The 21,665-nt window shown below is 70.9% G+C and carries 19 protein-coding genes and 2 pseudogenes; 14 read left to right on the top strand and 7 right to left on the bottom strand.

Annotated elements, in window-relative coordinates; genetic code table 11:
* Positions 1-3: 3 nt before the first annotated feature.
* Positions 4-564: pseudogene (locus tag ABFY03_RS30820) on the top strand (DUF4394 domain-containing protein); the annotation flags it as partial.
* 150 nt (positions 565-714) lie between these two features.
* On the opposite strand, the gene ABFY03_RS30815 reads toward ABFY03_RS30820, so the two are convergent.
* Both ABFY03_RS30815 and ABFY03_RS30810 read right to left on the bottom strand, forming a co-directional pair.
* Positions 715-1,365 carry a fasciclin domain-containing protein gene (locus ABFY03_RS30815; protein ID WP_346171347.1) on the bottom strand — a complete coding sequence of 217 codons (651 nt, stop codon included), beginning with the start codon at positions 1,363-1,365 and terminating at the stop codon, positions 715-717.
* Positions 1,366-1,452: 87 nt separating this feature from the next.
* Positions 1,453-3,027, bottom strand: coding sequence for a molybdopterin-dependent oxidoreductase (locus ABFY03_RS30810; protein ID WP_346171346.1), 1,575 nt, complete (start codon positions 3,025-3,027; stop codon positions 1,453-1,455).
* Positions 3,028-3,755: 728 nt separating this feature from the next.
* On the opposite strand from ABFY03_RS30810, the gene ABFY03_RS30805 reads away from it, so the two are divergent.
* Positions 3,756-4,166 carry an ATP-binding protein gene (locus tag ABFY03_RS30805; RefSeq protein ID WP_319007707.1) on the top strand — a complete coding sequence of 137 codons (411 nt, stop codon included), beginning with the start codon at positions 3,756-3,758 and terminating at the stop codon, positions 4,164-4,166.
* Between the two features lie 150 nt (positions 4,167-4,316).
* Here the strand turns inward: ABFY03_RS30805 and ABFY03_RS30800 are convergent, their stop codons facing one another.
* Positions 4,317-4,556: a chaplin gene (locus ABFY03_RS30800; RefSeq protein ID WP_200430247.1), complete on the bottom strand. Its 240-nt coding sequence runs from the start codon at positions 4,554-4,556 to the stop codon at positions 4,317-4,319.
* A gap of 371 nt (positions 4,557-4,927) precedes the next feature.
* Between ABFY03_RS30800 and sigK the strand changes: the two genes are divergently transcribed.
* The 10 genes from sigK (at position 4,928) to ABFY03_RS30750 (ending at position 13,576) form a co-directional block, all read left to right on the top strand.
* The gene (sigK, locus tag ABFY03_RS30795; protein ID WP_386723554.1) at positions 4,928-5,521 is read left to right on the top strand and encodes an ECF RNA polymerase sigma factor SigK; all 594 of its coding nucleotides are present in this window, start codon (positions 4,928-4,930) and stop codon (positions 5,519-5,521) included.
* Positions 5,518-6,267 (top strand): anti-sigma factor, encoded by a 750-nt coding sequence (locus tag ABFY03_RS30790; protein WP_346171345.1) that lies wholly within the window; start codon positions 5,518-5,520, stop codon positions 6,265-6,267. The genes sigK and ABFY03_RS30790 overlap by 4 nt, the downstream gene beginning before the upstream one ends.
* A gap of 37 nt (positions 6,268-6,304) precedes the next feature.
* Positions 6,305-6,787 (top strand): peroxiredoxin, encoded by a 483-nt coding sequence (locus ABFY03_RS30785; RefSeq protein WP_346171344.1) that lies wholly within the window; start codon positions 6,305-6,307, stop codon positions 6,785-6,787.
* A 125-nt stretch (positions 6,788-6,912) separates the two neighbouring features.
* Positions 6,913-8,178, top strand: a complete 1,266-nt coding sequence (locus tag ABFY03_RS30780) for an NAD(P)/FAD-dependent oxidoreductase (RefSeq protein ID WP_346171343.1) — start codon at positions 6,913-6,915, stop codon at positions 8,176-8,178.
* Positions 8,175-8,933 carry a DUF1365 domain-containing protein gene (locus tag ABFY03_RS30775; RefSeq protein WP_346171342.1) on the top strand — a complete coding sequence of 253 codons (759 nt, stop codon included), beginning with the start codon at positions 8,175-8,177 and terminating at the stop codon, positions 8,931-8,933. Before ABFY03_RS30780 ends, ABFY03_RS30775 begins: the two co-directional genes overlap by 4 nt.
* Positions 8,930-10,264, top strand: a complete 1,335-nt coding sequence (locus ABFY03_RS30770) for a class I SAM-dependent methyltransferase (RefSeq protein WP_346171341.1) — start codon at positions 8,930-8,932, stop codon at positions 10,262-10,264. The genes ABFY03_RS30775 and ABFY03_RS30770 overlap by 4 nt, the downstream gene beginning before the upstream one ends.
* Entirely contained in the window at positions 10,261-11,547 is a 1,287-nt protein-coding gene (locus ABFY03_RS30765) for a class I SAM-dependent methyltransferase (protein ID WP_346171340.1), read from the top strand. The genes ABFY03_RS30770 and ABFY03_RS30765 overlap by 4 nt, the downstream gene beginning before the upstream one ends.
* The gene (locus ABFY03_RS30760; protein WP_346171339.1) at positions 11,544-12,374 is read left to right on the top strand and encodes a DUF1295 domain-containing protein; all 831 of its coding nucleotides are present in this window, start codon (positions 11,544-11,546) and stop codon (positions 12,372-12,374) included. The genes ABFY03_RS30765 and ABFY03_RS30760 overlap by 4 nt, the downstream gene beginning before the upstream one ends.
* A complete protein-coding gene (locus ABFY03_RS30755; protein WP_346171338.1) occupies positions 12,371-13,132 on the top strand; it encodes an alpha/beta fold hydrolase in 762 nt (253 codons plus the stop codon). Before ABFY03_RS30760 ends, ABFY03_RS30755 begins: the two co-directional genes overlap by 4 nt.
* A 48-nt stretch (positions 13,133-13,180) precedes the next feature.
* A complete protein-coding gene (locus ABFY03_RS30750; protein ID WP_319011189.1) occupies positions 13,181-13,576 on the top strand; it encodes a DoxX family protein in 396 nt (131 codons plus the stop codon).
* Here the strand turns inward: ABFY03_RS30750 and ABFY03_RS30745 are convergent.
* The 4 genes and pseudogenes from ABFY03_RS30745 to ABFY03_RS30730 form a co-directional block, all read right to left on the bottom strand.
* Positions 13,545-13,982: a hypothetical protein gene (locus ABFY03_RS30745; RefSeq protein ID WP_319011190.1), complete on the bottom strand. Its 438-nt coding sequence runs from the start codon at positions 13,980-13,982 to the stop codon at positions 13,545-13,547. The two genes, ABFY03_RS30750 and ABFY03_RS30745, sit on opposite strands and share 32 nt — an antisense overlap.
* 40 nt (positions 13,983-14,022) lie before the next feature.
* Complete coding sequence (locus ABFY03_RS30740; RefSeq protein ID WP_346171337.1) at positions 14,023-14,424, bottom strand: cupredoxin domain-containing protein; 402 nt, start codon at positions 14,422-14,424, stop codon at positions 14,023-14,025.
* 242 nt (positions 14,425-14,666) lie between these two features.
* Positions 14,667-15,335: pseudogene (locus tag ABFY03_RS30735) on the bottom strand (hypothetical protein); the annotation flags it as partial.
* A gap of 566 nt (positions 15,336-15,901) precedes the next feature.
* Entirely contained in the window at positions 15,902-16,681 is a 780-nt protein-coding gene (locus tag ABFY03_RS30730) for a TIGR02391 family protein (protein ID WP_346171336.1), read from the bottom strand.
* 1,585 nt (positions 16,682-18,266) lie between these two features.
* Between ABFY03_RS30730 and ABFY03_RS30725 the strand changes: the two genes are divergently transcribed.
* Together ABFY03_RS30725 and ABFY03_RS30720 are read left to right on the top strand one after the other, a co-directional pair.
* The gene (locus ABFY03_RS30725) at positions 18,267-19,475 is read left to right on the top strand and encodes a metallophosphoesterase (protein WP_346172331.1); all 1,209 of its coding nucleotides are present in this window, start codon (positions 18,267-18,269) and stop codon (positions 19,473-19,475) included.
* Positions 19,476-20,318: 843 nt separating this feature from the next.
* Positions 20,319-21,629, top strand: coding sequence for a cellulase family glycosylhydrolase (locus ABFY03_RS30720; RefSeq protein ID WP_346171335.1), 1,311 nt, complete (start codon positions 20,319-20,321; stop codon positions 21,627-21,629).
* The last annotated feature ends 36 nt before the right edge of the window (positions 21,630-21,665 follow it).

The raw sequence follows: 21,665 nt of genomic DNA, 5'->3' as shown, positions 1-21,665 counted from the left end.
GGAACTGCGCCTCAACATGCTATGAAGGTCTCGCAGCTGACCGTGGCCCTGGTCGGCGCCGCGTTGGGCGTGGACTTCAACCCCGCCGCCAACCGGCTGCGGGTCATCTCCAACACAGGCCAGAACCTGCGGCACAACATCGACGACGCGGCCGCCCCGCTGACGACCACCGTCGACGCAACCCTGACGAACCCGACCATGCCGCCGTCGACCGCCATGGGAGTGACCGGAGCCGCCTACACCAACAACGATCTGAACGCCGCGACCGCGACGACGCTGTTCGACCTGGACACGATGGCCGACAGCATCTCCCTGCAGTCCCCGGCCAACGCCGGCACCCTGGCCCCCACCGGCAACCTCGGCGTGGACGCCGCCCTGGACGCCGGATTCGACATCTACTACAACCCGGCCGCCGGAACGAACCACGGCTTCGCCGCCATCGGCAACGGTGGCTCCTACCGCCTCTACGCCGTCGACGTCCTGTCCGGCAAGGCCACCAGCAAGGGAGCCTTCCCGGACAGGTACCAGGTCACCGACCTGGCCCTGCCCATCAACCAGAAGTAGACCCCGACCACAGCCGGCCTGGGCGCCGCACCCTGCCGAGCCCAGGTTCGTGGTCCGGCTGCCGGCCCACAGATCATGGCCGTGGCCCCGCACCCTCCCGATGGGGGGCGAGTGCGGGGTCACCGTTGCTTGCGGACCGTGCGCGAAGCCTTACTTGGGCATGAGGACGGTGTCGATGATGTAGACGTTGGCGTTGGCGGTCTTCACGTTGCCGCAGACCACGTTGGCGGTGTCGTTGACCTTGTAGGACTCACCGGAGCCGGTGGTGGTGATCATGCCCTTCTGGAGGGTCTCGAAGGAGCCGTTCTCCAGCTGCTTCGGCGTGAGCTTCTGGCCGACGACGTGGTAGGTGAGGATCTTGGTGAGGGTGGCCTTGTCGGCGAGGACCTTGTCGAGGTCGGCCTTGGGGATCTTGGCGAAGGCGTCGTTCGTCGGCGCGAAGACGGTGATGTTCTCGGCGTTGTTGAGGGTGTCGACGAGTCCGGCCTGCTTGACGGCGGTCACGAGGGTGGACAGGGCCGGGTTGTTCGACGCGGCGGTGGCGACCGGGTCCTTGGCCATGCCGTCGAAGGAGCCCGCGCCCTCCTTCGGCACGCCCGCGCAGGCCGGACCGAAGGGCTGGTCGTCGGTCATGTTGTCGCCCGCAGGGGTGCTCTCGCTGGTCTTCGCGGCGTCCTCGGCGCCCGCGCTCGGGGCGGCCTTGGTGTCGCTGCCGGAGTCGGAGCAGGCGGCCAGGGAGAAGGGCAGCGCGGCTGCGGCGACGACGGCGATCGCGGTACGGCGGATCTTCATGCTGTTCATGACCAGTTGCTCCTTGGTGGTTCTTCTCTGGGGTATCGCGGTGGTTGGTTGTGCTGCCCGGGGTGGCCTTGCGGTCGTCCGGGTGGTCTAGGGGACGGTGACGAAGACGCTGTGCCAGCCGCTCGCCCCGTCGGGGATGGTGCGGGTGCGCTCTTCGGTCTGGACCTGTCCGGTGCCGTCGGTGGCACGGACGGTGAGGTTGTGTCCGCCGGGGGAGGCGTTCCAGCGGTAGGACCACTGGCGCCAGGTGTCGACGCCTGCCTGGGCGGCGAGTTCTGCGTCCTGCCAGGGCCCGTCGTCGACGCGGATCTGAACGCGGGTGATGCCGCGTCGCTGGGCCCAGGCGACGCCGGCGACGGTGACGGTGCCGGCGGCGGGGCGGGCGAAGGGCCGGGGAGTGTCGATGCGGGCCTGGGTCTTGATCGGCGCGCGGCGGGCCCACTTGCGTTTGACCCAGTAGGGGTCGTAGGCGTCGAACGTGGTGAGTTCGATGTCCTCGATCCACTTGCAGGCCGAGACGTAGCCATAGAGGCCGGGGACGAGCATGCGGACGGGGAAGCCGTGGTCGAAGGGGAGCGGTTCGCCGTTCATGCCGACCGCGAGGATGGCGTCGCGCCCGTCCATCAGGTCCTCGACGGGGGAGCCGAGCGTCATGCCGTCCACGGAGCGGGCCACCAGCTGATCGGCCCGGCCGCCCTTCGACGGCGGTCGGACGCCGGCTTCCTCAAGGAGGTCGGCGAGGGGTACGCCGAGCCAGCGGGCGTTGCCGATGTAGGGGCCGCCGACCTCGTTCGAGACGCAGGTCAGGGTGATGTCGCGTTCGATGAGCGGGCGGGCGAGAAGCTGGTCGAGGGTATAGGTGCGGGGGCGGGTGACCCCTGTGCCGCGGATGCGCAGCCGCCAGGTGCCCGCGTCGACCCTGGGAACGGTCAGGGCGGTGTCGACGCGGTAGAAGTCGGCGTTGGGGGTGGAGAAAGCGGTGATGCCGGGCACCTTCAGCTGAACACCGGCCGGCACCGCCGGCGCCGGGGAAGCCGGCTTGGGAAGCACCAGGTTCTCCCGGGTGGCGACGGCGCCCTGGCCTTGCCTGCCGGTGAAGTACCGGCCCAGCGCGCCTGCCGAGGTAGCGGCGACGGCAGTCACACCGGCCGCGGCGAGGAACCCGCGCCTGCTCCACCCCCCAGTGCCTGGCTGCCCGTCCGGGGCGTGAACGGGAGCGGCTTTGGTCGCCAGCACGTACAGAGCCGCAGCTCCCGCCAGCGCTCCGGCGATCGAGGGCAGCACGTCACCGGTGCCGGTGGAGTCGGGACGGCTGAAAGCCGCGGCGGCCCCGACGATCCCGAACAGCAACACCCCCGCCGCACCGGCGCGTCGGTGCGACATGGCCAGGATGCCGAGGCCGACGGCGATGAGGGCGAGGATGGCGAGAATTCCCAGCTGGAGAACGGTCTTGTCGTTCTCTCCGAACGTGCGGATCGCGAAGTCCTTCACCGCGGCAGGCGTACGGTCGATCACCGCGCCGCCCACCACGGTCACCGGCCCGGCCGCCGGCCGCACCAGTCCGGCCACCAGCTCGGCCACGGCCAGAGCCGTGTACGCGGCCAGGAGTCCGGCCAGTGCGCCGAAGGCGGCGCGGACGAGTTTGCTGCGGAAGCTGCTCACGTTGCTCCATTCGGCATCCTCCGCCCGGCGGATTGGTCCAACCCTCGAAAGAGTGAAATCCCTTGCCGGTGTTGCCTTACAGCGTGGGTCTGGAGGCGGCGGCGGCGCGGCCAGGGGTACGGGTGCGCGGAGCGGACCCTGTGGCGGGCGGGAAGTCCAGATCACGGCCAGCGGCAGCGCGACCTGCGCCCCTGCGGGGTTCAGCAAGCGCTCTACCCGGGCCGACTCCGTAGTCTCCCGCAGCGTCACGTCCCCGCCGGCCTGCGCTACCTCACCGAGACGGACGGTATAAGGTCCGGCGGCAACAGCCAGGATCAGCCACAACAGCAACACGACGTACGGCCTTGCACGGTTGAGCCTCAGCACGAAGCCATCCCTCTGTACTGCTGCCGGGGGCGTGCTGCGGGCGCCGGCGGCAGCGGAGCACGGCACCTGATTGCTGTCCTCATCCGCTTCGGCACGGCAGCGGGGCAGGAATGGCAGTGGAGATCACCTGGACGGCGGCTCGGGACTTTTCCCGGATTCCGGCAATCCATCGCGGCAGTCGTCACGAATCGTTACTGAAAGCAGCACTGAATGGCCGGCCTCAGCGTCAGCCACTGGGTTCCCGGGCCCTTGGACTGTGACGATGGGCAACCAGGCGCGGAGTCCACGGGACCATCACGACCCCACGACGTTCCCCTTCACCCGTTTTCGGTGACGAAGACCGCTCACTGCGAGGAATCATCATGGACACCGCCATTGCTCCCTGCGGATGTCCGGTCACGCTGCACCTGCCGCTCCTCTCGGACGAACGCGCGGCCCGCCAGGCCCGCCAAGCCGTGGCACGACTTCTGGAACAGGAGGCGGACGCCTGCCCTCGCGAGGTCGCCGATGATCTCGTGCTGATCGTCTCGGAGTTGGTCGGCAACGCGGTGCTCCACGCCGCCGGACCCTACGCGCTCACCTTGAGCCTGGAACGAGGTCAGGCGGGCATCGCCGTCAGCGACGGGACGGCGGACCTGGCCGGGAGCCATCGAGAAGGGCGGCGCGAGGAGACGGGAGGCCGGGGGCTGAGGATCGTTCGTTCGCTGGGAGCGGACCTCCTCGTCAGCCGCTCCGACCGGGGCAAGCAGGTCATCGCGGTCCTGACCTGGTAGCCCGGTCGCAAAGGCCGTGGTACCGCGGGCGGCTGTGCCGACAGCCGCCCGCGGCCGACCCGCTCGGAGCACACTGTCTTCCGGGCGGATCACCGGTCCGCGCCACCCCGTCTTGAAGGCGGCGGACCGGATTCTTCTCGCGGTGCTCGATCAGGCGTTGACGCAGGTGTTGCCGAACGTGGGGTTCAGCAGCCCGATCACGCTGACGGTGTTACCGCACGCGTTGACCGGGATGTGAACGGGAACCTGCACGAGGTTGCCCGAGCCCACTCCCGGCGAGTGGGCGGCCACGCCCTGTGCACCGGCATCGGCCGATGCCATCGACGCGCCACCGACGACCACCGCACCGGCCGCCAGGGCCACCGCCAGACCATTCCGCACACGAACCATGTGAACTACCTCCCATGAAGGTGCCTCGACCGAGCAACCCGCGCGGCCGGTGAGGAGAGCGAGAGAACGTCGCTCCGCTCACCTCACGCACCGTCTTCGCCGCCGTCCGCCCTCCGGCTTGGCCCCCTGCGCCCGCCTTCCCTCGAACGAGGTACTCGACGATGGCGCGGGTGACGAAGCACCACCCATCCACCCGCCGGTCCGCTACGAAGAACCAACGAAGCACCCACAGGTTTCGCGACCGGGCCGCCGCCGGGCGGCCCGGCACGATCGAGCGACGACACAAGGACCGGCATGCGATGGACGCCCCGCCCCCCGACGGCCGGCCCAGGCCGTCCCTGCGCCTTCTCACCACGACCGGAGCGGTGCAGGTGAACCAGCCGCTTCCCTTCGGCACCGGCCGCAACGGCCGCGCCGCCCCCAGCGACCTCACCGAGACCATGGGCAAAGTGGCCCATGGTGACAAGCAGGCGTTCTCCGCCCTCTACGACGCCCTCGCACCCCTGGTCTTCGGCATCGTCCTCAAAGTGGTGCGCGACCGGGCGCAGTCCGAGGAGGTCACCCAGGAGGTCATGATCGACCTGTGGCGCCAGGCCGCCCGCTACCGGCCTGACGCCGGCAGCGTGCAGACGTGGGCCGCGACGATCGCCCACCGGCGGGCCGTGGACCGGGTCCGCTCCGCCCAGGCCGCCACCGACCGCGAGCAGGCCCAGGCCGCCCGAGAGCACACCACCGCCTTCGACGAGGTCGCCGAACAGGTCGAGACGCGCCTGGAGTCCGAACAGGTACGGCGCTGCCTGCGCGGCTTGACCGAACTCCAGCGCCAGGCCGTGACCCTGGCCTATTACCAGGGCCTGACCTACCGTGAAGTCGCCGAAACCCTGCGCACGCCTCTTCCCACCATCAAGACACGCATGCGCGACGGGCTCATCCGGCTCCGCGACTGCATGGGGGTGACCACATGAACCACCACACCACCGACGCGCACACCCTCGCCGCCGCCTACGCCCTGGGCGCCCTCGACGACGACGAGCGCAAGGACTTCGACGCCCACCTCAAGACGTGCGAGGCATGCCGGCAGGAAGCGGCCGAGTTCCAGGCGACCACAGCACGCCTGGCGGCAGCCGTCGCCCAGCCGCCGCCTCCGGCCGCGAAGGCGCAGGTCATGGCCGCCATCGACGGCGTGCGTCAGCTTCCCCCGCGTGTCCCCGCCGCCGGTGCGGCGCCCGTCCTCGGCGGCATCTTGCGCCGCCGTGCCGTATCCCTGGCGCTGGCCGCCAGCGTGGCCGCCGTCGCACTGGGCGGCGTCGCGGTCTGGCAGAGGCAGAACGGACAAGAGCTGGAGCAGCAGGCCCGCCAGGCCCAGCAGCAGCTCGACGTGGTCAGTGCCGTCCTGGCGGCCCCGGACGCCCAGACCGTGCACGGCAAGGCCGCCAACGGGGCCCTGACCACCGTCGTCTCCTCCGAGCAGCGGAACCAGGCCGTCTTCACCGCCGCTAACCTGCCGGCGGCCGGCGTCGGGAAGACCTACCAGCTGTGGCTCGACCATGACGGCACGATGCTCCCGGCCGGTCTGATCGACCACGACGGCACCGTCATCCTCTCTGGGAACCCTGCCGACGCGGGCGCCGTCGGCCTCACCCTCGAACCCGACGGAGGATCCCCCCAGCCCACCACCGACCCGCTGCTGCTGATGGCCCTGCCCGCCTGACCGGGCGCTCCGCATCGATCAGCGATCGAGGTACTTCATGGCAAGCAGCCCGGAGATCGGGGACATCGTCGGCGACTTCTGCCTGCCCGGCGGACATCTGGACGGCGAAACCTTCCATCGCCGCGACTACACCCTGTGCGAGCAGCGCGGCAAGCCGCTCGTTCTCGTCTTCTGCCCCGGCGACGACACACCGGTATGCACCGCACAGCTCTGCTCCTACTCCGACGGCCTGGACCAACTCCAGTCCGCCGATGCCACCGTGTGGGGCATCAGCCCGCAAGGGCTCGACAGTCATGAGAAGTTCGCCCGCAACCGCAGGCTGAGCATGCCCCTGCTGTCCGACGAGGAGCGCGGGGTGGCGAAGTCCTTCGGGATCAGCGCACCCCTGATCGGCCTGCGCCGGTCGGTGTTCATCGTCAACGGCCACGGCCGCCTGCACTGGAAGCACGTCACCGCCATAGGCGCCAGCTACCCGCCCGCCGTCACGCTGAGCACGCATCTCGCCGGTCTCACCGGCTGAACCGGCACACCTCTTCGACCGGACCTTCCACCTCGCGGTCACACATCACGCCAATCCGATCGCCCGACTGCTGCGAAGTACGGGTGAAACGCAGCAGTCGGGCGGCGTGTCGAGTGGCGGGAGCAATGGTGGTCGAACAGCGCAAGGCGGCGGTCGTAGGCGCCGGCGTGGCGGGCCTGACGGCCGCCTACGTCCTGGCGTCCTCGTACGAGGTCACCCTGTACGAGGCGGACGGGCGGCTCGGGGGGCACGCCCACACCCGCGAGCTGCCCGGCCCCGGCGGTCGGGCACTCGCCGTGGACTCGGGGTTCATCGTCCACAACGAGCGCACCTACCCCACCCTGCTCCGGCTGTTCCGGGAGCTGGAGATCGGCACGCAGGACGCCGAGATGAGTATGTCGGTGCGGTGCGACGGTTGCGGTCTGGAGTACGCCGGCGCCCGGGGCGCTGCGGGACTGTTCGCCTCCCGCGCGGCCCTGCGGTCGCGGTACCTCCGGCTCCTGGCAGAGGTACCGGTCTTCCACCGGGGTGCCCGGCGGCTGCTGGCGCGCGGGACTCATGCGGGCGTCACCTTCGGGGACTTCCTGCGCGAGGGCGGGTTCTCCCCCTACTTCGTCAGCCACTTCGCCCTGCCCCTCGTCGCCGCCGTGTGGTCCTGCCCGGCCCGCACCGCGCTGGCGTACCCGGCCGCCTACCTCTTCGCCTTCTTGCACCATCACGGTCTGCTGTCGATCACCGGCTCCCCGCAGTGGAAGACCGTCACCGGCGGTTCGTCCGCCTACGTCGCCGCGGCCGCCAAACGCGTCCACCGCATCCGCACCTCCAGCCCGGTCGACGCCGTCCGGCGCACGGGCCGAGGCGCCCTCGTCACCACCGGCGACGGCGCCACCGACGCGTACGACGCCGTGGTCATCGCCACGCACCCCGACCAGGCGCTGCGCATGCTCGCGGACCCCACCCCCGACGAGAAGCGGCTCCTGGGCGCCTTCACGTACGCGCACAACCCCACCGTGCTGCACACCGACACCTCGCTCCTGCCCCGCTCTCCGAAGGCGCGCGCGAGCTGGAACTACCGCATGACCGGCTGCGAGCCCTCCGCTGCCCCCGTACACGTCAGCTACGACATGGAGCGCCTCCAGCGCCTGCCCGCCGGCTCCGGCTACGTGGTCACCCTGGGCGGTGACACCGGCATTGCCCTGGACCGGGTCGTGGAGCGGATGGTCTACGAGCACCCCGTCTACACGCCCGCGTCGGTCGCGGCGCAGAAGGAGCTCCCCCGCCTCAACACCGGGGTGACCGCGTACGCGGGGGCCTGGCACGGCTGGGGGTTCCACGAGGACGGCTGCCGCTCCGGCGTGGAGGCTGCCCGCTCCTTGGGGGTGAGCTGGTGATCAGGACCGGGACGACCGCAGCGTTCACGTCGGTCGAGGCACCGGCGCTGTACGACTGCGTGATCATGCACGTCCGTCGCACGCCGCTGCACCACGCGCTGCGGCACGACACCTACCTGTGGTGCGTGGACCTCGACCACCTGCCGGTGCTGCCCCGGCCGCTGCGTCCGCTCGCCCGGTTCGACGCCCGCGACCACTTCGGAGGCACCGCCGGCTCCCTCCGCGCCGGGCTCGACGCCTTCCTCGCCGCGCACGGCGTCGACCTGGGCGGCGGGCGCGTGGTGATGCTGGCGCACGCCCGCGTGTTCGGGTACGTCTTCAACCCGCTCAGCGTGTACTGGTGCCACGATCCCGCCGGCGCCCTGGTGTGCGTCGTCGCCGAGGTCCACAACACGTACGGGCAGCGGCACTGCTACCTGCTGCGGACGGACGAGGCCGTGGTGGACAAAACCTTCTACGTCTCCCCGTTCTTCGCGGTCGAGGGCCGCTACCGGATGCGGCTGCCGATGCCCGGCGAGCGCCTGGCCCTGACCGTCCACCTGGAGCACGACGACGGCAGGGCGTTCACCGCCGTCGTCCGGGGCCGCCGCCGGCCCGCCACCGTGCCCGGTCTGCTGGCCGCGGCCGCGCGCAGGCCCTGGTCCACCGCCGCGGTGTCGGCCGGCATCCGCCGCCACGGCGTTCACCTGCTGCTGCGCGGACTCCCCGTGCACCCACGTCCCCGTTCCGCCCCGCAGAAAGGCACGCTGTCGTGACCCGCCCCGCCCTCACCTCCGAAAGCCGCTCCCGGCTCGCCGGCCGCACCTGCGACGTCCCCGAGCAGACGCCGCCGGGCGGCCCCGCGACCGCCGCGCCCCTCAGCCGTGCGGACGTCGACGCCGACCACTGGCCGGACGTGGCCCGGATCCCCCCGGCCGGCCCCGCCCGGACCGCCGTCGCCCGGTACCTGGTGAGCCGGGCCCTGGACAAGTTGTCCCTGACCGGTCCTCCGGCCGGTACACGTCCTTCGGCGGTGGGCCCGCAGCTGACGCTCCACGACTCCGATGCCTTTTTCCGGCGCGTCGGCCGGCACGGGCTGATCGGCTTCGGCGAGTCCTACATGGCCGGCGAATGGGACAGCGACGACCTGGCCGGCGTCCTGACCGTCCTCGCCGGCCACGTCGACGAGCTGGTCCCCGCCCCGCTGCGGCGGCTCCGCGGCCTCTGGGTGTCCGCCCGCCCGGCCGGCGACCGGAACACCCGCGACGGGGCCCGTACCAACATCCAGCGCCACTACGACCTGTCCAACGACCTGTTCGCCGCGTTCCTCGACCCCACCCTCACCTACTCCTCCGCGATCTTCCGTGCCTTCCCCGCCCGCTTCGACTCCCTCGCCTCCGCCCAGCACCGCAAGATCGACCGGCTCCTGGACCTCGCCGGCGCCGGCGAGGGCACCCGACTCCTCGAGATCGGCACCGGCTGGGGCGAACTCGCCCTGCGGGCCGCCGCCCGCGGCGCCCGGGTCACCACCCTGACCCTCTCCGAGGAGCAGGCGGCCCTGGCCCGCGAGCGGATAGCGGCGGCCGGGCTCGCCGACCGGGTGGACGTCCAGCTGCGCGACTACCGCGACATCGAGGGCCGGTACGACGCCGTCGTCAGCGTCGAGATGATCGAGGCGGTCGGCGCCGACTACTGGCCCGCCTACTTCACCGCCCTGCGGCGCGCGCTCGCCCCCGGCGGCAGGATCGCCCTGCAGGCCATCACCATGGGCCACCGCCAGATGCTCCACACCGCCGCCACCCACACCTTCATCAGCAAGTACGTCTTCCCCGGCGGCCTGATCCCGTCCCGCGAGGCCATCGCCGCGCACTCCGCCGCCGCCGGTCTGCGCACGGCCGCCGACGACGGCTTCGGCGAGCACTACGCCGAGACGCTGCGGCTGTGGCGCGAACGGTTCACCGCCCACCGCCCGGTCGTCACCGGCCTCGGCTTCGACCCGGTCTTCCAGCGCATGTGGGAGTTCTACCTCGCCTACTCGGAAGCCGGATTCCGCTCCCGCTACCTCGACGTCCGCCAGCTCCTCCTCACCGAAGGAACCCACCGATGAAGTCCGCCGCCGACCGACTCGCCCACCTCCTCGGCCACTTCCTCCCGGGGCCGCTCCCCGTGCGCGTCCGCGCGTGGGACGGCAGCGAGGCGGGTCCGGCGGACGCGCCCCTGGTGATCCTGCGCTCGCCCGGCGCTCTGCGCCGCCTGGTGTGGCAGCCGGGCGAGCTCGGCCTCGCGGAGGCGTACGTCACCGGGGACCTGGACGTCGAGGGCGACCTCGCCGACGCCCTCTCCCACGCCGGCCGGAGCGTCCGCGACCGGCCGACGGCCCGCCCTGGTGCCGCAGGCATGGCCGTGGCCACCGCCCTGGCGGTGCGCCTGGGTGTCGTCGGTCCGCCTCCGAAGCGCCCCGACGGGCGGGCCCGCCTGACCGGCGGCCTGCACAGCGTCGCGCGGGACCGCGCGGGCATCAGCCACCACTACGACCTCTCCAACGACTTCTACGCGCTCCTCCTCGACGAGACCATGGCGTACTCCTGCGCCTACTGGACCCGGCCCGACGACCCGGCCTACACCCTGGCCGACGCGCAGCGCGACAAGCTCGAACTGATCTGCCGCAAACTCGACCTAGGCCCCGGGGACCGGCTGCTCGACGTCGGCTGCGGCTGGGGCTCCCTCACCGTCCACGCGGCGCGCGCGCGCAAAGCCCGCGTCACCGCGGTCACCCTGTCCCGCGCCCAGCACGAGTTCGTCACCGCGCGGGCCGCACGCGAGGGGGTGGCCGATCTCGTGGACGTCCAGCTGCGGCACTGGCGGGACATCGACGGCGGCGGCTACGACGCCGCGGCGGCCGTCGAGATGGGCGAGCACGTCGGCGACGCCGAGTACCCCGCCTTCGCCGCCAAGCTCCACGACGTGCTGCGTCCCGGGGGCCGGCTCCTGGTCCAGCAGATGTCCCGGGGTTCCCACGCGCCCGGCGGAGGCGCCTTCATCGAGACGTACATCGCCCCCGACATGCACATGCGCCCCGTCGGCCGCACCGTGGACCTCCTGGAGACCACCGGCCTGGAGGCCCGCTCCGTGGAAGCACTCCGCGAGCACTACACGACCACCATCGACGCCTGGCGCGCCACCCTCGAAGCGCGCTGGAGCGACGTCGAGGACCTCGTCGGAACGACCACCGCCCGCGTCTGGCGCCTCTATCTGGCCGGAGCGTCGCTCGCCTTCGCCGAACGCCGCATGGGCGTCGACCAGATCCTCGCCGTACGGCCCACCCGCGAAGGAGCCTCGGACATGCCGGCCACCCCCACCGCCTGGTACGCCGAGGCGGTCCCGGCGTGACCGGCACCGACTGGGGCGCCCTCGGCGTCAACCTCGCCGCCGCCGCGGCGACGACCGGGGCGGTGCTCCTCACCACCTTCGCCGTCGGCGTACGCCGCGATCTGCACCGTATCGTCGACATCGCCTGGGGCCTCGCCTTCGCCGCCGTCGCCGCCGTCACCTGGCTGCTCTCCGCCGGCCACGGCGACGACGGCCGCCGCCTGCTCGTCGCCGCCGCGACCCTCCTGTGGGGGCTGCGGCTGTCCGCCCACATCGCCCACCGCTCCCACGGCCACGGCGAGGACCCCCGCTACACCGCCCTCCTCGACAAGGCCCCCGGAAACCGGACCCTCTACGCACTGCGCACCGTCTACCTCGGCCAGGCGGCCCTCGTCTGGCTGATCTCCCTCCCCGTCCAGGCCGCCTCCTACAGCTCCGCGCCCCTGGACGCCCTGTCCTACTGCGGTCTCGCGCTGTGGGCGACCGGACTCGCCTTCGAGACCGTCGGCGACCATCAACTGGCCCGCTTCAAGGCGGACGCCGCCAACCGGGGACGGATCATGGACCAGGGCCTGTGGGCCTGGACCCGGCACCCCAACTACTTCGGCGACAGCCTCGTCTGGTGGGGCCTGTACCTGCTCGCCTGCACCGGCTGGCAGCCGGCCCTCGCCGTCCTCCTCTCCCCGGTCCTCATGACCCTGCTCCTCACCGTCGGCAGCGGCAAGCGCCTCCTGGAGAAGCACATGGCCCACCGCCCCGGCTACACCGCCTACGCCGCCCGCACCAGCGGCTTCCTCCCGCTGCCACCCCGCAAAGCCGTTCCCGGAAAGCCGGAGCGTATGACATGAGCGGATCCGATCGGAGCAGCGCCTTCCCCGCTCTCCACCTGCCCGAGCCCAGGTTTCTGCCTGCGACAAGTGCGGTACTGCTGCTGCACGGCGGACGTGCCGACTCCCTCGCACCCCCGTCTGCCCTCAACCTGCCCGACCTGCGGATGAGAGCTTTCGCCCGGGTACTCGGCCAGGACCCCCGCCACGCCGACGTCCTCATCGGGTACGTCCGCTACCGGATGCGCGGCTGGAACGGAGAGCGCGCCGACCCCGTCCACGACACGCGCCGGGCCCTGGCCGAACTCGCCGACGTGGTCGGCCCTCTGCCCGTGGTGCTGCTCGGGCACTCGATGGGCGCCCGGGCCGCGCTGCGCGCCGCCGACGATCCGCACGTCCGTGGCGTCGTGGCACTCGCTCCCTGGTGCCCTCCCGGTGAGCCGGCCACCCACCTGGCGCACCGCACCGTGATCGCCCTCCATGATCCGGCCGACCGGATCACCTCGGCCACCGACACGTGGGCCTACCTCCATCGCGCCGAAGTGGCCGGGGCCCGCGTCCGAGGCATCCGCATGCCCGCCGGCCGACACGCCATGATCCGCCGATCGGGTCTGTGGCACAGTCTTGCCGCCCGCAGCACGGCCGAAGCCCTCGGTCTGGATTCCCCGCCCTGTACCTCCACCCCGGAGACAATGTGGGGGGCAGGACCGCTGGACGGCGCCATGTTCATCCCGTCCGTCGGTGAACGTCACCCGATCCGCCTGCGCCGCAGCCACTGAACGTTTCCCGGACGCCTGCCCCGGCGCCCTTTTGACCGAAGGAACCCCATGTCCCCTGCTCGTTCCGCGCTTCTGCTCGCCGGTCTGATGGCCTCGGCGGGCCTCGCTCACTTTGCCGCGCCCCGCCAGTTCGACGCCATCGTGCCGGGCTCTCTGCCGGGTGGCCCCCGGGCCTGGACCACGGCCAGCGGCGTGGTCGAGCTGGCTCTGGCAGCTGGTCTCACGCTGCCGGCGACCCGAAGGGCGAGCGCCCACGCGACCGCCCTCTTCTTCGCCGGAGTGTTCCCGGCGAACGTCAAGATGGCCTACGACTGGCGTCACCGCTCGACGACCGCAAGAGCCGTCGCCTACGCTCGGCTTCCCCTCCAGGTTCCGCTGATTCTCTGGGCCCGCCACGCGGGTATGCCGGACGTCAGGCGTGGCCCCGTCGGCGACCACGGGTGAGAAGGAGCACTGAGGTGGCGAGAAGTGTGAGCACTTGGGCGATGACGACGAGATTCTTGTCAGTGAACCAGGCCGGTTCGTACATCTTGGGCAGGGGGCCGAGTTCGCCGACGTCGACGTAGCGGTAGAGCAGGAGGGCCGCGAGTCCGCCGGCGGCGACGGTCCAGGCGAAGGCGTCGGCCAGGGGGTGGCGCCGGACAAGGAGCAGCAGCGCCGCGAGTGCGGCGGTGGCGGCTTCGATCCTGAAGAGGGTGCCCTGGCTGAGGGTGGCGCTGACGGCGTCGTAGCTTTCGGCGAGACGCGCGTGGAGGTAGGCGTCTGCGGTAAGACCGGCAGCGGCCAGAAGACGGGCGACGGCGTGCAGTTTCCGGTCTGTGCTGTTCGACCGCATCGGACCGTGGTGCACGGGATCGCTCCATGGTGAGACGCCGCGCGGCCTGCGCGGGTCAGCGGACGGTGAGGGTGCCGGTCATGGACGGATGGATGCTGCAGACGTAGCGGTACGTGCCGGCAGCGGGCGGTGCGGTGAACGTGGCTGTCCCGCCGCCTTTGACGGTGCCGGTACCGAAGGCATCGGCGGCCTTGGCCGTCACGGTGTGGGGAGCGGAGTCCTCGTTCACCACGGACACCCTGGCTCCGGGTGCGACAGCCAGGTCGACCGGCTCGAAGCGGAAGTCCTTGATGACGATGCGCTCTTCGCTGACCGATGCGGAGGACGGTGCCGAGGGCGACGGGGAGGTGGGCGCGGGCGCTCCGGAGGAGGAGCAGCCGACGAGGACGATGAGCATGCACAGCACCGCGATCGTCAGGACCATGTGTGGTGTGCGGGAGCGGAGACGAACAAGCATGGGATTCTCCTGGGTGCGCTGGCGAGACGTCCGACGGGCAGAGAGGCCGGATTCTCCGAACGGGGCTCCTCGAACAACCGAGGCGGCGCGCAAACCGGAAGCGGTCGAGGTCTTCAGCCGAGGATGGTGACGGCCTCGGCGTCGAGTAGCCACCGAGGCCGTCGTTCGGGCGGAACGGCCACAGCCCTTACGGCTGTGCCCGTTGGCGTCACTTTCTTGCCGGAGGGCTAGTAGTTCTTGCCCATGGAGGCTCCGGAGTGGCCTTCGATGGTGCCGCAGGTGGCGGGGGCGGTGGCTTCCTGGGGCAGCTTGGGGTCGAGTTCGCTCTTGCCCTTGCCGAAGTCGTACACCCCGTTGCCATTGGGATCGATGCCGTGCTGAACGACGTGCAGGCGGGTGATGTTGTCGGCGACGGCCTGGGAGACGGCGATCGTCCGCGAGTAGGACAGGTTGCCGTTCTTGTCCGCGACCGGCATCCGGTCGACGGCCAGTCCGCTGGCCTTGGTCGTGTCGCCCTTGGTGGTCAGCGAGATGTTGATGTCCCCGTAGGCGGGCAGTCCCTCGGCGGTGGTGACGATGCCGTCGCCGTTCTTGTCGGCGCTGGCGTCGGGGCAGGTGAAGTCGTGCCCGGTGGTGGAGCCGTGGATGTGCTGCGCGTGGGGCTGGCCGGGGACCAGACCCTGGGCGTTGATCTTCACCGTGAGCTGGCGGCCCTGCAGGGTGAGCTGGGCGGTGCCGCGGGCGCCCGAATCGTTCAGCTGCCGCAGGTCGACCTTGTAGCTCCGGCCGTGCTGCGTCTGCTGACCTGCGTGGTTGGTGTCATGGGCCAGTGCCGGGGCTGCCACGGCGAGGGTGAGGGCCGCGGGCAGGGCCATGAGGGCGGTCAGACGGGTGGAGCGCTTGACTGTCATCGCGATGCATCCCCTTCCGGGGAGGTTTCACCGGCACGAGGCCGGATCGCGTCCGGACGTTCAGTCCCTTTCACCCATCATTCGGTGCGCCCCCGAAGGAGGATTGGGTACTGGTCGCACCACTCTTCACGCGTGAGCGCATCGCAGAGGCTGAACTCACCCCCTTCGCCTTCGCCTGATACAGCCGCACACGTCCAGACGATCAGTGCTGGCCCCGGGGGTCAGGGATGAACGCGCCGACTGTCGTTTCCACGGGCACGGCAGTCAGCACTTCGAGGCCCGGACGGAGCAGAGGGCGGCCAGCTACTCGGCAGCGCGGCTGTGTGATGCGCGCAGCTCCCATCAGAGCAGGTGGCACCCCCGGCCCCCACGAACCCTGAGGTCAAACCAGTCATCTCCCGTTTGTGTGCATAGCGAACAAACCGTCAGGACAAGAGGTCTGCGGGGCATGTACGACGTAACATGAGAGGGCGAGGTCTCGCCGCATCCCCCGTCGGCGAGACCTCGCCCCCGACCTCGCCCGCCGCCTGCCGACCCCATAATCACGACTGCAGGAAGCCACCAGGTCACCACATGTCTCCGGGCTGGTTGGACGATGCGGGCTCCAGTGCTCCTCGTAAGCTGTTCCTGGCCCGGGCCCGGTCGACGTGGCGCAACAGCAGGTCGGCGAACTGGATGATTTGGGCCGCCTCGATCGGGTCGGCGAAGTCGACGGTGCGGTGGCTGGAGGGGTTCTTGTGGCGGCTCATGGCGCCGGCGAACAGCGCGGACTCGGCCTCCTGCTCGCCGCCCTCTGCGCCGGCGTCGGCCAGCGGGCCGCCGGGCTTGCCGTTCTGGTGCGGTTGGAACGCCTTGCGCATCAGCGCGACGCCGACGAGGGAGTTGTCGAGCCCAGAGGCGTCGCGGACGGCGACTTCGACGGCCTTCATGGCGGCGAAGCACGCGGTCTCGTAGTCCCCGAGGTCGAAGTTGGTGCGCACCGTCTTCTCCAGGTCCGGATGGAGCGGACCGGCGAGCCGGGTGCGGGCTTCGAACCGGGCCAGGCCCTTCGGGTCCGCCGCCAGCTCCCGGCCGTCACGGGAGAGCCGCCGGAAGTTCTCGGACTGGCGCGGTACTCGGGACAACAGCGCGTGGGCCTCCAGCCAGCTCCACGCGTCGGACAGCCGGTTTGTCAGCAGGTCGACGTCCCTCTCCTCCTGGAAGGCCATGCGGGCACCGCCTATCATCCCGGCGTACTGAAGATCGCCGCCGCCTTTGGCAAGGTTCTGTAGCAGGAGAAGCGCGGCATCCCGAGTGGGAAGTTTCCGGAGCTGGTCCGCCGGAACCGGCGGCTCGTACGTGAACATGGATGCACGTTACGCGGCAACGCGGACGCCCACTGTCTGATTTCCGACTTCGTCCGGCTCCTCCCCATGGGGCACTGCCGTCCGGCGTCCCGATGCTCATTACTCGTGCCGGCCTGCAAGGCCGATGCGGCCTCCGGCCACGCCCAGGAGCCAGATCAACTCCGTGCCTGGAGGGCGCGCATCAGGCCGAGCCCATCGATGACCTGGCCGCTGAGAATTCGCGGCCGATCGGTTGCCACGACCAGATGGAGCGGCTCGCAGCGTGACCTCCGGCCGTTGCGCTACGGTGCCTTCGGCTGGACGCGCACCGCCACCCGCCGCAGAACGACGCCCACGCCGTCTCCCGCAATCGGCCAAGGTCCTTCGGGGCCCGCGTCGCCCCGACGCCGTTCCTCTGCGTCGACGGGCAGCGTGAGCATGCCCGTCGAGTCCGGAGAAGACCGATGCCGCGTCACCAGAACACCGGCGCGCCCAGCGCGCCCGGCAAGCCCAGCGTGAGACCGGGGGCAAGTACACCGCCAAACTCCGCAAGGCCACCCAGGCCGAAGGCCGGCCCGGGACGTTCACCCTGGGGAAGTTGCTCACCGCGTGCGGGCCCTCGCCCGACTGGACCGGCCAGCACCCGGTCGTCGACCCCGAACGGGCAACGGAGATGTTCGACTTCACCCCGCTGGGCGGGCCGGTGCCGTACTCGACCGTCATGCTGCCTCTCGGCTTGCCAGCGCCCGCCAGCAGGTCCACCGAGCTGGAGCTGGAGTCCCGTAACGGCTTCCACTCCCTGATCGTGGCGTGCTGCGGCCGCCGCTTCGAGATGGTCCTCACTCAGGACGACTACGTCACCGAGCGGTGCCGCGTCCCGGGCTGCGACTCCGGGCCGGTCTCGGCTCACTCGATCCCCTACTGTGTCCACCGGCACCTCGCCGAGCGTCCTGAGGACGAGCTCGTCGAGACGACCCGGGCGTGGGGGGACAGCCAGCGTGAGGAGTTCAGTGCCGGTGACCCCGCCGCCGTGCCGCTGGGAAAGGAGGGCGACCGACTGGTCGCGGCCGCCGTCGCCCAGGGCGCCTTCTTTCCGGTCAAGACGGCTCTGATCGAAGCGGCCTACGACGAGCCCGAGATGGTCGACGTCGTGTACTGCGGCGAGCAGGCCGTTCATGTGCACTACGCGATGGACACCGAGAACCTCCGACTGGAACGGGTGGCCCGAGCGGCCCACCGCCGCATCCAGAAGCTCGCCGGCGGGCGCTGTGCCTGCGGTGCGGCGCTCCAGATCGGCACGGGCCCAAAGGTGCCGCCGCAGGACGGCAGTAACCACGCGTCGGCCCTGTTATCTGAGGCAAGGCAAGAACGGTGCCCACACTCGTCACACGAGGTGGCCGTGGGTTCGGACGGGCACGTCCAGCCGGTCGCCGACCTCGACGAGGACGCCCGGGCAGAAGTAGTACCAGCTCAGGCGCGTGATCCCGCCGTCGACGATCTCGGCGCGCAGGACGTCCTCGACCGCCTCGGGGCCGCTGCCGTCGGCCGGGGCGGCCCACATCAGGAGCAGCGGTTCGCCGTCGAGCTGCCGGACTTCGAGGCAAGCGTGACCGACACCAGCGACACCCGTCCCACCGAGGGTGAAGCGCCCCTGCGGCGGCAGAGCCGGCTGCAGCGCCTGATGCGTTACGTCCCCCTGATCGCCCCGGTCCTCCTGTTCGCCGTGCCCTGCTGGGTGCTCCTGCACGGCGGCCAGAACTGGCCGCTGCCCGCCACCCTGCTCGGCACCGCCCTGCTCGTCCTCGGTCTCGTCGGGATGCCGTTCGCGATGGCGCGCGGCCACGGACGGCGTCAGCAGGACCGGGCGGCGATCGTCGGCGACACCCTGCTGGGCGCGAGCTGGATCCTGTTCACCTGGTCCGTCCTGCTCGGCGTCCTCCTACGGCTCGTCCTGACCGTGGCCGGCGTCGGAGAGAGCCAGGACCGGGCCCGGATCGTCGCCTGGGCCGTCCTCGGCGTCACCGCCGTCCTGCTCGCCTGGGGGTACGCCGAGGCCCGCCGCGTTCCCCGCGTACGCCGACTCGACGTACGGCTCCCGCGGCTGGGTCCCGGCCTCGACGGCTTCCGCGTCGCCCTCGTCACCGACACCCACTACGGCCCCCTGGACCGCGCCCGCTGGTCGGCACGGGTGTGCGAGACGGTGAACACCCTGGAGGCCGACCTGGTCTGCCACACCGGTGACATCGCGGACGGCACAGCCGAACGCCGCCGCGCCCAGGCCGCACCGCTCGGCACCGTGCGGGCGACCCGGGCCCGTGTGTACGTCACCGGCAACCACGAGTACTACAGCGAGGCCCAGGGCTGGGTCGACCTGATGGACGAGCTGGGCTGGCAGCCGCTCCGCAACCGCCATCTGCTGTTGGAAAACGGAGGCGACATCCTCGTGGTCGCCGGCGTGGACGACGTCACCGCCGAGTCCTCCGGGCTCGCGGGCCACCGCGCCCACCTCGCCGGAGCCCTCCAGGGCGCCGATCCCGACCTGCCCGTGCTGCTCCTGGCCCACCAGCCCAAGTTCGTCGACCAGGCAGCGGCCGCCGGCATCGACCTCCAGCTCTCCGGCCACACCCACGGCGGCCAGATCTGGCCCTTCCACCACCTGGTCCGCATCGACCAGCCCGCCGTCGCCGGCCTGAGCCACCACGGCGCCCGCACCCTCCTCTACACCAGCCGCGGCACCGGCTTCTGGGGCCCACCCTTCCGCGTCTTCGCCCCCAGCGAGATCACCCTGCTCACCCTCCGCTCCCCGCAGCACTGAACGGGCCGACACCTGCTCCGCCGGGACGGGGCGGATCCCCGATCGGTTTTCTGATCAGTTTCTTGGCCGGATTGCGGATCTGATCTGATCCCTGAACGGACTCGTTCCCGTCCCGTGATCCATGTATCGGGTCGGCCGTCTCTCGGCTCATTTCCAGACCCGTTCAACGGTCCCGGAAGAATCTTCGGAAAAAGGCGAACCTGTTTCCCGGACGGATTCCGGTGGCCCTTCCCCGACCTGGGACGCCGTGTGCGGCAAGGCCGTCTTCTCGCGGCCCGTACCTGGCCACCGCCGACCGGCCGCATCCGCTGATTTCCGTGCGGCCAGGTGACTTCGGGGCAGACAGGTGGGGACGGGGATCATCCGCCTGTGGCTGGCGACCGATGCCGGCTCCGGGATGGCCCGGCCCTGCCGTCCTGGAGACCACCACCGGCCGCGGTCGAGGGCGAACCCGTCGTGATGGTCCGCGCCGAAGGCCAGTGGTGGTTCCGGCTTCCGGCTTCCGCCCGTCTCACGACGTCGTGCATACGCGTGCGGGCAGCCCCGGCGGTTCAGCTCTGCATATCGCGATTCAGTGGACGCGCAGCCGGCAATCGGCAACAGATCCACAAGAGCGCCCGAACGTTCAGCTCAATTTTGCTGAACCGACTCCACCATCTCTCTCCTCGTCACCAAAACGTCCTTCACGCTTGACACAGATCAGGCCCCGGGTGCCTCATGGTGCACACCCCCGGCTAGCAGACCAGCGGCTCGGTCATCGAACTCCGATGACAACGTTGTCCACGTCGTCATCGGAGTTCTGCGCGAACGGGGCTCCTTCCCCCATTTCTCACGAGGAGAGGCATGACCAAGTCACCGCGCAGGACGTGGCTCACGGCCGCCGGCAGCGCCCTCGCCGGCATCGCGGGCCTGCTGCTGCCCGTCTTCGGCACCGCCGGAGCCGCCCAGGCCGCCGAGGGCGGCATCCACGTCAGCGACGGCCGGATCTACGAGGCCAACGGCACCGAGTTCGTGATGCGCGGGGTCAACCACGCGCACACCTGGTACCCGACCGAGACCGGGGCCATCGCGGACATCTCCGCCAAGGGCGCCAACACCGTCCGCGTCGTGCTCTCCAGCGGCGACCGCTGGACGGAGACGAGCGCCTCGCAGGTGTCCTCGATCATCGGCGACTGCAAGGCCGCCAAGGTCATCTGCGTCCTGGAGGTGCACGACACCACCGGTTACGGGGAGGACGGCGCCGCCGCGTCCCTCGCTCAGGCCGCCGACTACTGGGTGGGCATCAAGGGCGCCCTCCAGGGCCAGGAGGACTACGTCGTCGTCAACATCGGCAACGAGCCCTACGGCAACAGCGGTTACACCGCCTGGACCGACGCGACCAAGAACGCGATCGTGAAGCTCCGGAGCGCCGGCATCGAGAACGCGCTCATGGTCGACGCCCCCAATTGGGGTCAGGACTGGTCGAACACCATGCGCTCCAACGCGGCCTCGGTCTTCGCCGCCGACCCGCGCCGCAACACGATCTTCTCCATCCACATGTACGGCGTGTACGACACGGCCGCCGAGGTCCAGGGCTACCTGAACCACTTCGTGACCAACAAACTGCCCATCGTGGTGGGCGAGTTCGGCGACAACCACAGCGACGGCAACCCCGACGAGAACGCCATCATGGCGACCGCCCGCTCGCTGCGCGTCGGCTACCTCGGCTGGTCCTGGAGCGGCAACGGCAGTGGCGTCGAGTACCTCGACATGGTCAACGGCTTCGACGCGGGCTCCCTCACCGCCTGGGGCAACCGGTTCTTCAACGGCGCCGACGGCATATCCACCACTTCCACCCGCGCCACGATCTTCGGAGGCGGCGGCAACGAGGGTGGCGGCAACGAAGGCGGTACGGCCCCGAACGGCTACCCGTACTGCGTCAACGGCTCCTCCTCCGACCCCGACGGCGACGGCTGGGGCTGGGAGAACCAGCGCTCCTGCGTCGTACGCGGCAGCGCCGCCGACACCGGCTCGGGCGGCGGCAACACCGGCGGCACCGCCCCGAACGGCTACCCGTACTGCGTCAACGGCTCCTCCTCCGACCCCGACGGCGACGGCTGGGGCTGGGAGAACCAGCGCTCCTGCGTCGTACGCGGCAGCGCCGCCGACCGCTGACCGCTCCCCGAAAGGCGCCCTCCCGTCCCGAACGGC

Source organism: Streptomyces roseofulvus (assembly GCF_039534915.1).
GTDB lineage: Bacteria > Actinomycetota > Actinomycetes > Streptomycetales > Streptomycetaceae > Streptomyces > Streptomyces roseofulvus.
This window is presented reverse-complemented; position numbering and strand designations above follow the sequence as displayed.

What these genes read in the sequence shown, in the direction of transcription:
- ABFY03_RS30815 (WP_346171347.1), bottom strand. Translation starts at nt 1,365, where the DNA reads ATGAACAGCATGAAGATCCGCCGTACCGCGATCGCCGTCGTCGCCGCA.
- ABFY03_RS30805 (WP_319007707.1), top strand. Translation starts at nt 3,756, where the DNA reads ATGGACACCGCCATTGCTCCCTGCGGATGTCCGGTCACGCTGCACCTG.
- ABFY03_RS30800 (WP_200430247.1), bottom strand. Translation starts at nt 4,556, where the DNA reads ATGGTTCGTGTGCGGAATGGTCTGGCGGTGGCCCTGGCGGCCGGTGCG.
- ABFY03_RS30790 (WP_346171345.1), top strand. Translation starts at nt 5,518, where the DNA reads ATGAACCACCACACCACCGACGCGCACACCCTCGCCGCCGCCTACGCC.
- ABFY03_RS30785 (WP_346171344.1), top strand. Translation starts at nt 6,305, where the DNA reads ATGGCAAGCAGCCCGGAGATCGGGGACATCGTCGGCGACTTCTGCCTG.
- ABFY03_RS30780 (WP_346171343.1), top strand. Translation starts at nt 6,913, where the DNA reads ATGGTGGTCGAACAGCGCAAGGCGGCGGTCGTAGGCGCCGGCGTGGCG.
- ABFY03_RS30765 (WP_346171340.1), top strand. Translation starts at nt 10,261, where the DNA reads ATGAAGTCCGCCGCCGACCGACTCGCCCACCTCCTCGGCCACTTCCTC.
- ABFY03_RS30755 (WP_346171338.1), top strand. Translation starts at nt 12,371, where the DNA reads ATGAGCGGATCCGATCGGAGCAGCGCCTTCCCCGCTCTCCACCTGCCC.
- ABFY03_RS30750 (WP_319011189.1), top strand. Translation starts at nt 13,181, where the DNA reads ATGTCCCCTGCTCGTTCCGCGCTTCTGCTCGCCGGTCTGATGGCCTCG.
- ABFY03_RS30740 (WP_346171337.1), bottom strand. Translation starts at nt 14,424, where the DNA reads ATGCTTGTTCGTCTCCGCTCCCGCACACCACACATGGTCCTGACGATC.
- ABFY03_RS30730 (WP_346171336.1), bottom strand. Translation starts at nt 16,681, where the DNA reads ATGTTCACGTACGAGCCGCCGGTTCCGGCGGACCAGCTCCGGAAACTT.
- ABFY03_RS30720 (WP_346171335.1), top strand. Translation starts at nt 20,319, where the DNA reads ATGACCAAGTCACCGCGCAGGACGTGGCTCACGGCCGCCGGCAGCGCC.